Origin of the sequence: Maribacter sp. IgM3_T14_3, assembly GCF_049603095.1 — a bacterium.
Classification (GTDB): domain Bacteria; phylum Bacteroidota; class Bacteroidia; order Flavobacteriales; family Flavobacteriaceae; genus Maribacter.
Genome location: NZ_CP187138.1, coordinates 1365362 through 1377609 on the forward strand (window position 1 = coordinate 1365362; position 12248 = coordinate 1377609).

At 37.4% G+C, this 12248-nt stretch carries 10 protein-coding genes; 9 read left to right on the top strand and 1 reads right to left on the bottom strand.

Features of this window, described 5'->3' with window-relative positions:
- Nucleotides 1–26 precede the first annotated feature (26 nt).
- Nucleotides 27–1478, top strand: a complete 1452-nt coding sequence (locus ACPF9A_RS06210) for an APC family permease (protein WP_424002645.1) — start codon at nucleotides 27–29, stop codon at nucleotides 1476–1478.
- Between the two features lie 3 nt (nucleotides 1479–1481).
- Nucleotides 1482–2930: an aldo/keto reductase gene (locus tag ACPF9A_RS06215; RefSeq protein ID WP_424002647.1), complete on the top strand. Its 1449-nt coding sequence runs from the start codon at nucleotides 1482–1484 to the stop codon at nucleotides 2928–2930.
- Between the two features lie 19 nt (nucleotides 2931–2949).
- Here the strand turns inward: ACPF9A_RS06215 and ACPF9A_RS06220 are convergent, their stop codons facing one another.
- On the bottom strand, nucleotides 2950–6069 hold the full coding sequence (locus ACPF9A_RS06220) for a WD40/YVTN/BNR-like repeat-containing protein (RefSeq protein ID WP_424002649.1): 3120 nt from the start codon (nucleotides 6067–6069) through the stop codon (nucleotides 2950–2952).
- 340 nt (nucleotides 6070–6409) lie between these two features.
- Here ACPF9A_RS06220 and ACPF9A_RS06225 point away from each other — a divergent pair, with 340 nt between their 5' ends.
- The 7 genes from ACPF9A_RS06225 to ACPF9A_RS06255 all read left to right on the top strand — a co-directional run bounded on the left by ACPF9A_RS06225 (nucleotide 6410) and on the right by ACPF9A_RS06255 (nucleotide 11529).
- A complete protein-coding gene (locus tag ACPF9A_RS06225) occupies nucleotides 6410–7270 on the top strand; it encodes a sigma-70 family RNA polymerase sigma factor (protein ID WP_424002651.1) in 861 nt (286 codons plus the stop codon).
- Between the two features lie 144 nt (nucleotides 7271–7414).
- Nucleotides 7415–7606 (top strand): hypothetical protein, encoded by a 192-nt coding sequence (locus ACPF9A_RS06230; protein ID WP_424002653.1) that lies wholly within the window; start codon nucleotides 7415–7417, stop codon nucleotides 7604–7606.
- A gap of 44 nt (nucleotides 7607–7650) precedes the next feature.
- Nucleotides 7651–8466, top strand: coding sequence for a pyrroline-5-carboxylate reductase (gene proC / locus ACPF9A_RS06235; protein ID WP_424002655.1), 816 nt, complete (start codon nucleotides 7651–7653; stop codon nucleotides 8464–8466).
- Nucleotides 8467–8678: 212 nt separating this feature from the next.
- The gene (locus ACPF9A_RS06240) at nucleotides 8679–9377 is read left to right on the top strand and encodes an NUDIX hydrolase (RefSeq protein ID WP_424002657.1); all 699 of its coding nucleotides are present in this window, start codon (nucleotides 8679–8681) and stop codon (nucleotides 9375–9377) included.
- Between the two features lie 28 nt (nucleotides 9378–9405).
- The gene (locus ACPF9A_RS06245; RefSeq protein ID WP_424002659.1) at nucleotides 9406–10284 is read left to right on the top strand and encodes a sugar phosphate isomerase/epimerase family protein; all 879 of its coding nucleotides are present in this window, start codon (nucleotides 9406–9408) and stop codon (nucleotides 10282–10284) included.
- Nucleotides 10285–10449: 165 nt separating this feature from the next.
- A complete protein-coding gene (locus ACPF9A_RS06250) occupies nucleotides 10450–10962 on the top strand; it encodes a hypothetical protein (RefSeq protein ID WP_424002661.1) in 513 nt (170 codons plus the stop codon).
- 342 nt (nucleotides 10963–11304) lie between these two features.
- On the top strand, nucleotides 11305–11529 hold the full coding sequence (locus ACPF9A_RS06255) for a hypothetical protein (RefSeq protein ID WP_424002663.1): 225 nt from the start codon (nucleotides 11305–11307) through the stop codon (nucleotides 11527–11529).
- Nucleotides 11530–12248 lie beyond the last annotated feature (719 nt).

The following is a 12248-nucleotide window of genomic DNA, read 5'->3' on the forward strand; positions in this document are numbered from 1 at the left end:
CTACCTCAAAAAAACTAACTCGGCAAATGGGGCTATTAGCCCTTACCGCTACCGGCGTGTGCTCTATGTTAGGGGCTTCTATAAATGTTGTTCCTTTCATGATACAGCGCAATGTACCCGGTATAGGTCCGTACGTATTACCTGCGTTTGCTTTTGCCGCTATACCTGCATTATTTGCCGCTTTGGCATATGGTATTTTGGCATCGGCTATGCCACGTGCGGGCGGTAGTTATATTTATGCTAGTAGAGGATTAAATCCGTATTTGGGATTTGTCGCGAGCTTCTCCCAATGGTTCGGACTCTCCATTGTTATCGGAGTTATTGCTTACGTAACTGTACCTTTTATTCGTGATGTTACATTGAGCTTAGGATGGGAAAATATCTCGAACGGATTAGAAATAGGATGGATACGCGTAACCATAGCCCTGGTCTTAATTTGGTCTTTTATAGTTATTAATATTCGTGGGATAAAAAGTTATGAACGCATTTTATTACCGATGATGTTTTTAATGTTTGCCCTCGGCGGAATTGTAATCGTATCGGCGCTTATTTACGACTCAACAGATTTCTTAATAGGGTTACAAGAAAAGACCGGACGCACTTTTGAGCCCATTAAAAATATAGATTTCGACTGGCGCATATTTTTATCGGCAGCCGCACTTTTATTTTCAAGTTTTATCGGTTTTGATTCTATAGCACAAGCAGGTGGCGAAGCTAAAAATCCGACTAAATCATTACCACGAGCAATTCTACTAGCCATATTAGGGGTAGGTTTATTCTACTTTCTCTTTGCTTCGGCGGTATATCATATTGTTCCATGGAGTTTTGTTGCCGAAGAAGCAATGACTAAAGATATATCTGCCCCCGGTTTGTTAAGCTACGTGCTACCCTCTGGTTTAGGCATCGCAATATTGGCAGGTGCTGCAATTGCCCTGATCAATGACCTGCCAGCCATGCTATTATCGGTTTCACGGTTAATGTTCGCATGGGCTAAAGATGGTATTTTTCCTAAGTCTATCTCTAAAATCCATCCAAAAAATCATACACCGCATATAGCATTAGTAGTAGCTGGTGTAATGGCAAGTATTGGTGTTTTAGGTTCTCATTTTGCGGGCGACTTCTTTTTAGGTATCGATATTATGGTTACTTCAATGATGGTCAATTTTCTTTTAATGTGTATTACCCTAGTCACTATTACCAAAGTAAATCCAGCTTTGGCGAAACAAATTTCAGTACTTAAGAATAGAACATTGCAATTATGGATTGCCTGGTCAGGGATTATCACCCTTTCTGCCTTTTTAGGTATTCACACCTATAAAGATTTAACCTCAGACACTGCTGCGTGGTATTTTCACTCCACACCTATATGGCTAATTGTTATGGGCTTGGCAAGTTTGTTATTTACCTACTATTGGAAAAAATTAAAAAAACAACACAACAACATAAACGAACTATTTTTAGAACTCCCTGAAGAATAAAAGATGCAGACAACAATTAAATTAGCAAAAGATTTAGAGATTTCTAGAGTGGTTACCGGCTTATGGCAAATTGCTGACATGGAACGTAACGGCAACACACTAGACCCTGTTGAAACCGCCAAGTTTATGAAACCATATCTTGATGCAGGACTCACATCTTTTGACATGGCAGATCACTATGGATCTAGTGAAATCATAACCGGTACTTTTAAGAATAGTCTTGTCGATAAAGATAGCGTGCAACTATTTACAAAATGGGTTCCAAAACCAGGTAAAATTACTCGCGAAGATGTTAGAGCTGCCATACAAACAGCTTTAGACAGAATGCAACAATCTAGCATTGACCTCTTACAGTTTCATGCGTGGTACTACCCCGATGCTAGTTGGCTAGACAGACTTTTCTATTTAAAAGAATTACAAGAAGAAGGATTAATAAAACACATTGGGGTAACTAATTTTGACGCCGCGCATTTACGAATTGCTTTGGCAAGTGGTATACCTATTGTCAGTAATCAAATTTGCCATTCATTGATCGACCAGCGTGCGAATGGAAACATGGCTGCAGTTTGCCGCGAGTACGATGTAAAACTATTGGCATTCGGGACACTAGCTGGCGGATTCTTAACCGATAAATGGCTAAACAAAACCGAACCTACGTATGAGGAATTGACCACGTGGTCACAAATGAAATACAAACGTTTTATTGACGCCGCTGGCGGATGGATACCCTACCAGAACCTATTACAAACAGTAAAAAAAATAGCCGATAAACATAATGCTTCGATTGCAAATATTGCAAGTAGATTTATTCTAGAAGGTGATGCGGTGGCTTCTGTTATCGTTGGCGCTAGACTGGGAGAAAGTGAGCATATCGAGGACAATAGAAAAATGCTGGATATTACGCTAGATTCAGATGATATCAACGCCATTAAAAAAGCACAACTTCAACTAATATTAATACCTGGCGATTGTGGTGACGAATATAGAAAACCTCCTTTTTTAACAGCATCTGGTGATCTTAGTGATCACTTAGAAACGATACCAAAAGCATTCACCCCATTACCAACCGGAGAAAACAGAGAACAGATTTTTAGCGGTACCGAATGGGAAGATTATGCGGGGTACTCTAGAGCAGTAAAAATTGGCAATACCATTCATGTTTCAGGCACCACGGCAACTCACGGAAGTGACATGATCGGTGGCACCGACCCAGCTGCCCAAGCCCATTTTATCATTGATAAAATCGAAGGCGTTATCACTTCATTTGGCGGCACTTTAGCCGATGTGGTGAGAACACGAATTTTCGTCAACGAACTAAAAGACTGGGAACCTGTAGCACGCGCACATGGCGAACGTTTTAAAGGCATTAACCCTGCAAATACATTGGTAGAAGCTAAATTGGTAGGTGATGGTTATATGGTAGAAATTGAAGCAGAGGCAATTCTATCTTAATTACCTCAGCTTCATTATATTACTCATCCCAAGTGATGTTGCTATTTTTGACCATAGTTTCAAAGGGCGCCCATTCATTTTTCATAAAATTGGTTACTATTTCTGAAAAGTCAGTAACCAATGTTTTTCCTTGCTCAAGAATTTCTTGATGCTGGGCTGAAGGCTCATTAGTTTGTGCAGCAGCTATACTTAAAGCTTCTCGCATTTTAGAATACGGCGATGTCTCAAAAGACTGCCACGCCCCTACTTGTCTTTCTGGCTTAGGGGTTTGACCTTTTGCCTTCAGAACCTTTAGCGCCTGTTTCATATCTTCAAGTTTGGATACTAAAATTTGATCAGTCATATTCTCAGACTTACTTATTTTGCTTAACAACCCATCTATTTTTTTGCTTTTAGCATCAATATCCGTTAAGTATTTCAACAAGATTTCGACTTGACTATCTACTGCTTTTTTATAATCATAAAGTGCTTTATCTACATTTGATTTTAATTCAAATCTAGGATCTGCAATTACTGTTACTTTAGTACTATCGGTTTGTACACCATACTTTAAAACAATAGTATACTCTCCAGGCAAAACAGGAATATCTCTTGAAAAATCATCAGTCCATGAACCAGGTAAAGATGCTGCTGACTCATCTAATTTCCAAATCATGTAATTCAACCCTTTAGTGAGTTCTTTAGTTTCAACCGTATTTACCAATCTATTTTTTTGATCATAAATCATTGCTGAAACATTGAATTCAGCAGTTGGCTCCTCCGATAAATAAAACGGAATTTGAGTTTTCTGAAATACTTTATTTTCACCCTCGAAAGTGGTATGAAAACCTGTCCAGATATTACCTGGCGGATTTATAAATAAGCCTTTCACCTGAACAGCATCGTTCATTGGTAATGCAGTTATACCCGTTTTTATTCGGTTTGATGCAATTTCTCTTAAGGTCAATAAGTCATCTAACACCCAAATTGCCCGACCAAAAGTACCGACAATCAATGCCGATTCTCTTTCTTGAATTTTCAAATCCATTGTTGATACTGATGGGAATCCGTTTTTAAATTGAGACCATGTTTCACCTTCATCAATACTTATCCACAAACCATTCTCAGTGCCTAAAAACACTAAATTTGGTGCTACTGGGTCTTGAATAATACTTAAAGCATATCCGTTTACCATATTTTTATCCGCAACTTGCTTCCATGTTTTTCCTAGGTCATCGGTTTTAAAAACATACGGATCATAATCGCCTTTTCTATAATTATTTACCACCATCCATGCAGATTTAGCATCGTAGCGAGAAGCTTCTATTTGGGCAACCCAACTTTCGTTAGGCATGCCTTTTATCCTACTGGTAAGATTTTTCCAATTTTGACCACCGTCTGTTGTTAGCTGTACTTGACCGTCATCGGTGCCTACCCATATAATTTCATTATTTAATGAGCTCGGCGCTATAGTCAAAATAGCGTTGTAACGTTCCGCACCAGAAACATCCAATGTTAATCCGCCATAATCAGGTTTTTGATGCTCAGGATTGTTAGTGGTTAAATCAGGAGAAATTATATTCCACGTTGCTCCCTTATCCTTCGTCACATGTACAAATTGTGATCCGTAATACGCTGCATTATCATCCGTAGGATTTCTAGCAAAAGCTGCATTCCAGTTAAAACGCAAAGACGTTTTCAAATCTGGTGCAGGTGGTTTTATACTTACATAATATCCGGTTAATTTATCATATCTATATAAATCTCCATTTTGAGATGATCCATATCCAAATCTAGAATTATCTAAATCAGGAGAGATATCGAAACCATCGCCCCCAACTAAATACTGCCAATACAACGTTCGAATTCCGCCTCTTTTCCAAGTATACGCAGGTCCTGACCAATTACCGTTATCTTGCATACCGCCATAAACACTATATGGTGTATCATTATCTACACCGACATGGTAAAATTGTGCAACAGGTATGGTTTCCGGAAAATACCAACTTTTACCATGATCCTGAGTAATTCCCAATCCGCCATCGCCACCAATAATAAAGTGTTTTGCATCTTTCGGATTTACCCAAAAGGCATGAAAATCGGCATGAATACCTTTCGTCTCATCGGCAGGTATCATAGGTATGGTATCAAAAGTGGTAGCACCATCATAGCTTACCGACAAAGGCTGATAAATATTATAAACTCTATCTGGGTCTTCTGAATCTACAGCAAGGTCTTGAAAATAAAAGGGTCTATTATTTGCGAACTTGGGATTGTCATTGATCATTTTCCAACTTTCACCACCATCGTCACTTCGATAAATCGCATTCTTCTTCGCTTCTATTTTAGCATAGATTCTGTTTGGTTCAGACGGTGCAATAGCAAAACCTATTCTACCCAAATCGCCAGATGGCAATCCGTTTTTCTCTCCTAGTTTATTCCAGTTTTCACCTGCATCATTAGAAACATAAAATCCGGATCCTTCACCGCCTGAGGTAAAGTAATACGGAGTTCGTTTATGTTCGTATAGCGCTGCAAATAGTTTTTTAGGATTTGTCGGATGCATTACCAAATCTGCAATACCAGATTTCTTATTAGCGTATAAAATCTTTGTCCAATGTAAACCACCGTCAATCGTTTTATATAACCCTCTATGCTCATTTTCGGTAAACGGATCTCCCATCGCACCCACATAAACCACGTTTGGATCATTTGGGTCAATACTGATTCTATGTATGGTTTTGGTAGCCTCCAATCCCAAATGTTTCCATGTTTCCCCTCCATCGGTACTTTTAAAAATACCCATTCCTAAATTCATAGAATTACGAGGATTACCTTCGCCTGTACCTACCCAAATAACATCTGGATTGTCCTGTTGAATAGCAAGTGCGCCAATATTTTGTGTGGGTTGGTCGTCAAAAACGGGTCGCCATGCAGAACCACCATTGTCAGACCGCCAAACTCCGCCAGAAGCCGCACCAACAAACATTATTTTAGGATTCTCGGTAACCACATCTATTGCCGTTATACGCCCGCTCATATTTGCAGGACCCACATTACGTATGTTGAGATTTTCGAGAGTAGAGAAGTCAATTTTTTGTCCGATTGCAAACTGAGTAACAATAGCAAAGACGAAGAAGATACTAAAGCGAATTTTCATGGTATGAGTGGTAGTTTACTCAAAAATAAAAATCGACGCGTAAACAATGGCATTTTAGCTAATGAAATTCTTTATTTTAAATAATAATTAATTAAAAAATAAAGGCGGAAGATTGCCTTGACCAGACCTTAGCTATCATATTACTTTCAAAACGTCATGTAACTCATTTATATTCAAAATTTGAGAAAATTACCAGAATTCAAATATTTCAAAAACAAGCCTTTTTTACTCAAAATCAAGCAAAAAACCCTTTAAATTAACCAAACATATCATAAAATATGTCTTTTTCTTGCATTTTAACGAAATTATAGTATGTTACATACGAACTTAAAAATAATCTATGCGACAATTAAAGATCACCAAACAAATTACGAACAGAGATGCCAAATCATTAGAAAAATATTTTCAAGAAATCAGTAAAATAGATTTAATTACTGCAAACGAAGAAGTAGAACTGGCTCAGAAAATTCGTGACGGTGATCAAAAAGCGCTAGACAAATTGGTAAGTGCCAATTTAAGGTTCGTAGTATCTGCGGCTAAACAGTACCAAGGTAGAGGTCTGCGCCTAACCGACCTTATCAACGAAGGTAATTTAGGATTGGTAAAGGCTGCAAAGCGATTTGATGAAACCAGAGGTTTTAAGTTTATTTCTTATGCCGTTTGGTGGATCCGCCAGTCTATTCTTCAAGCGCTATCCAATAAATCACGAATAATTCGTCTACCACATAATAAAATAGCGGTAAGCAGTAAAATTTACCAAGTATATTCCACTTTAGAGCAAACAAACGAAAGACCGCCAAGTGCCGCTGAAATTGCTACAGAATTAGACCTAAGCGTATCTAAGGTCAAAAGCTCTATGAAAAATTCTGGTAAATCAATTTCATTAGATGCCCCTTTTAAAGAAGGGGAATCTTCTTCTTTATATAATGTGCTGGAGTCTACAAACAAGAACAGTCCAGATAAAAAGGTAATGGCCGAATCATTAGAAATCGATATCGATCAAGTACTCCATAAAATTCCGGAAAGAAAGGGAGATGTACTTCGTTTGTACTTTGGTCTGGGTAATCAACCAGCAATGAGCTTGGTTGAAATTGGTGAAATCTTTGATGTTACCAGAGAACGTGTACGCCAAATTAAAGATAAAGGGCTTAGATCCTTACGCCGCACCTCTAATACCGAAATTTTACGCGCCTATTTATAAACATCACATCAGCATATACCATTATTCGGAAAAGCCTTTTCCAACCTTTATTCTATTCACTTTAAAATAGTATAACATAAGCTTAACAACTCTAATTAGGAGTTGGTAATGCATTTGTTATGTTACTATTTGAAATACCATTACATGAAATTTATTTATATCAAAAGAGAAAGCAATACCCAAGAATTATACAGAACACGCAACGGACTCAAAAAGTCGAAGGTGACCTCCATTACAAAATACTTTATGGGCATCCCCGTAAAAACCCTGCACACTTACATACAAATTTATTACAAGCGTAAAAACAACGCTATCGAGAAAATGTTATTTATCTAAGTACACAATCACATATAAATTATCCAATAAATTAAATTGAATTTATGAAAATACTAGTAATAGGAGCAGGAAACATGGGATTGACGTATGCAGAAGGCATGTCCAAATCAAAATTACTGAAGAAAAGAAATATAATGGTACTCGATACTTCTGAAGATAAACTGGAAGAATTAAGAAAGAACCCACAATTCGATGCTTTTGATGATCTTAAAAATTGTGCACCACAGGCAGATATCATTTTTATAGCCGTAAAACCCTATCATGCAGAGGGTGTTTTTAAAAAATTAAATCCGTTAGTAAAACCGGGTCAAATCATTATTTCGATTATGGCGGGTGTTACCATCGATACTATAAAAAACTTAACCGGACTCACAAAAATAGTGCGTGCCATGCCTAATCTACCCGCTTCGATTGGTAGAGGACTTACATCATTCGTTGCTTCTGAAGAGGTTACTAGAATTGAACTGCTGACCATTGAAAGTTTACTGGACACAACAGGTAAGTCCATTCAAGTAAGTAACGAAAATTTCATTGATGCCTCTACTGGTATATCAGGTAGTGGTCCGGCTTATGTATTCTATTTTATGCAAAGCATGATGGAAGCTGCATTAAAAATGGGCTTTACACCAAATGTTTCTAAAGTACTGGTAGCGCAAACATTTACCGGGGCAATTGAGCTTTTCAACCAAAATGAACTTTCACCAAATTCTTGGATGGATAAGGTTGCCAGCAAAGGTGGTACCACACGTGCAGCCCTCGATTCTATGGAGAACAATAACGTAGGTGGTTTAATTAAAGAAGCCGCATTCGCCGCTTTTGAACGCGCCGTTGAACTTGGAAAAGAAAAGGTGCATGCATAAACAAAAATAAGTATAGATGCCGTAATGACCAATAAAATTTCTAACGGCTATTTTATGTAAACCCATAAAATTCATCTGTTAAACATATGCTGATTTCAAGTACCAAAATTCTATAAAACACCTATTGTCTCATTTTACAACAATAATCCTTTGATGTCATTTAATTTTGTGGTTTATTTGATAAACACAAGCAAATTTTATCAAATTCACGCATGAAAGGTTCAGAAAATACGAAATTCATTCCCAACCTTTCTTATGATTGTGTAATCTTTGGGTTCAACGGTGTAAAATTAAAAATTCTCATTTTAGAATATCATAATACTGGTTTATTTGCCCTTCCCGGAGGATATATAAAACAAAACCAAAGTCTGCAAGATGCAGTAAATAAAGGAGTAGAAGAACGTACAGGAATAAAAAATGTATTCTTAGATCAGTTTCAAGTTTTCGGAGACCCAAATAGAGCAGATCCTGCAGCCACGCGTCGCATTTTAGAAGCAAACAATAAAAATTTAACCGATAATGAATGGATGACGGAGCGTTTTGTAACCGTAGGTCATTATGCGCTTATTAATTACGAAAATGTAAATCCGAAACCGGATCACTTATCAGATAGTATTGAATGGTACGACATCGATAATGTTCCTAAATTAATGATGGATCATAATGAAATCGTAAACAAAGCTCTTGAAGTACTTCGTAATAATATAAGTGAGAAGATAATAGGAATGAACCTGTTGCCTCCGAAATTTACCATGAAACTCTTACAACAAGTTTTTGAAGCAATCTTAGACCAAACACTTAGACGCACCAGTTTTCAGCGTAAAATGTTGTCTCTAGACATACTGCAACGGCACGAAAAGCTTTTTGAAGGCAAAGCTCACAAAGCTCCATACCTATACAGTTTTAAATAAAAATTAGATACTTAAAATAACAACAACAATGAACAAATTAACACTCAACAACTTTTTTAAATGTACCGTTCTCGCTGCTTTTATGTTCGGATCATTAACGACCTACGCCCAAAAGAAATTTGGCGGTCTTGCTCTTTATACGGTAAGGGATGATATGGGTACAAACGCGAAGGCAACTTTGCAAGCAGTATCTGATGCAGGTTATAAAAATATAGAAGCTGCCGGTTATGAAGACGGCAAGTATTATGGTATGACCCCGGCAGATTTTAAAAGTTTATTAAAATCTTTGAAATTAAAGCCAATTAGTACACACCAAAGTGCCGTAACTCTTGACAATGCCGACCAAATGATGGCAGATGCCAAGGCTGCAGGTTTCAAGTATTTTGTCGTTCCGATTCCACCAATGGGTATGTTTACCTACGACCAAGAGACCAGTACTATGGGTATGACCGGTACAGTTGAAGACTTAGCTAAAATATTAACTACACTTGGCGAAAAGGCTAATAAAGCAGGCTTGAAATTACTATATCATAATCACGATTTTGAATTCAAGAAAAATGCTGACGGCATTACACCAATTGTTTACTTGTTAGAGAATGTAGACTCTAAATTATTAAATTTTCAGATGGATTTATATTGGGTAACTAAAGCAGGTGCCAACCCTATCGCCTATTTCAATAAATACCCAGGTCGTTTTAAAATCTGGCATGTTAAAGATATGGACGAGCAAGGTAGATTTGCGCCAGTAGGTAAAGGATCCATCGGATTTAAAAATATATTGGACAACAAAGCATTGTCGGGCATGAAATATTACATGGTTGAACAGGATATGACTTTCGACGGATTAAAGCCGTTAGATGCTATTAAAATCAGTCATGAAGGCATTGAGGAAATAGGATTCAAATAATTACAATTACCAAACAACGGAGATAGCCCCGAAGAGATTTTTCTCTTTGGGGTTTTCTTTTTAAATACTATTTCATTAAACCTTTCATCTTTAACACTGTCTTAATGACTTATAAGAATATGTGCTTATTTTTGCACTCTTAACCCAACTATTAAAAATGACCATATGAAAATGACTACAAGTTTGCGCATGAGAATTATTCACCGTTATTTAGGCTTCTTTTTAGCCGGTATTATGGCGATGTATTCTATAAGCGGAATCATTATGATCTATAGAAATACCGATTTTCTTAAAAGTGAAAAAATCACTGAACAACAATTAAAACCTAACTTAAAAGTCGGTGAACTTAGCGATGCACTACGAATAAAAGGCGGAATAAAACCTGAAAAGACCGAAGGCGATGTTGTTTACTTTAAGCAAGGTGAATATAATGCCGCAACAGGTATGGCTACCATAAAGAAAATGGAGCTTCCCTTTATTCTAGATAAGATGGAACATCTGCATAAGGCAACCACAAACAGCCCCGTGTATTTTCTGAACATCTTTTTCGGACTCTCACTACTATTTTTCGTGGTGTCTTCTTTTTGGATGTTTATGCCAAAAACTACTGTATTTAAAAAAGGACTGTACTTTTCACTTGGTGGTATCGTATTGACTATTATTTTGCTGTTCGTGTAAAAAGGTAGAATGAATTGATATCAAATCCGTTTTAAAGACATTTCTTTAAAACGGATTTTTGTTTTTGATAAACACCGTTACCATTAAAAACCCACCCCTAGCCCCTCCCAAGAGGGGAACAGTTTCTGACTTATTATTCATCTTTTTAGATTATTACCATACTTCATCACCAAACTACGCGTGGACACCCTTTAAGGTTGGGGCGAGCGCTGGCATTATAACACCGACACTCCACAACACCCCACAAACCCGCAATAAAAAACGCAACTCTCCCCCTCTTGGGAGGGGAATAAATACAGGCTTTAATTAAACTCTAGTATCTTGCAGTAATAAACTATAACTATGAAACTAAACTTATTGTCTTGTGATGCTCAAAGACCCGACAGAAGAGCAATAGCCCAATGCATTGCAGAGTTATCATCTAATGTTAGCGATTCGCTTGCCAATGAACTTACAGATATTCTTTTAGAAGGTGATGCAGTAGATATTGAAGTAAGCGATAAAAATTCTGGTTCAGCTTTAAGAGCTTTGCGAAAGTTGAATATCGACTATGAAATTATAGAATAAGGCGTTCTACATTCAGCTCTTGTTAGCTTGTTCGTTATAAGTACTCTTGTCACTTCGAGTGAACTACGAGGTACGAGGAGTTTGTATCGAGAAACATTCGTGTACCAAAGGGTTCTCGATACAATTTTAAGTTTCCATTGCATTACAACTTAAAACCACTCGAACTGACAATGCGTATTCAATTCAATAAATGTTAGCCCTTTCGTTCTAAGTAACATTGTCACTTCGAGAAAATTTTCGAAGAATGAGAAAATTTGTATCGAGAACTCGCTTGTCACCATCTCCCAACTTGCCAAAACGCGAAATACCCACCCTAGCCCCTCCAAGGAGGGGAACAGTTTCTGACTTGAAACATACTTTTTAAATAAAACAGACGAAGTAACCCTCATAAAAACGCAATTCACCGACAACCAAAAAACCCGCAACCAAAAACGAAAACCTCCCCTCTCGGGAGGGGATTAAGGGGTGGGTGCTACGGTGCACTAATTTCAATTACAAACGCAGCTCACTATATTCTCTTTACACCCCTTTTATTTTTTTCTGACAGTTTTACGGAAACCCGTAAGAAAATATACCGTAAACTTCTTTATATTGCAGTAGCAAGCAAAGTACATTCCCCCTACCACTTTCTCAGAAATTTTTATAAATCAGCTATAAGCATTAGTAATTTTACACACTGAAATAACAGGACCAACTCACTTATTAATTCATATAATTGT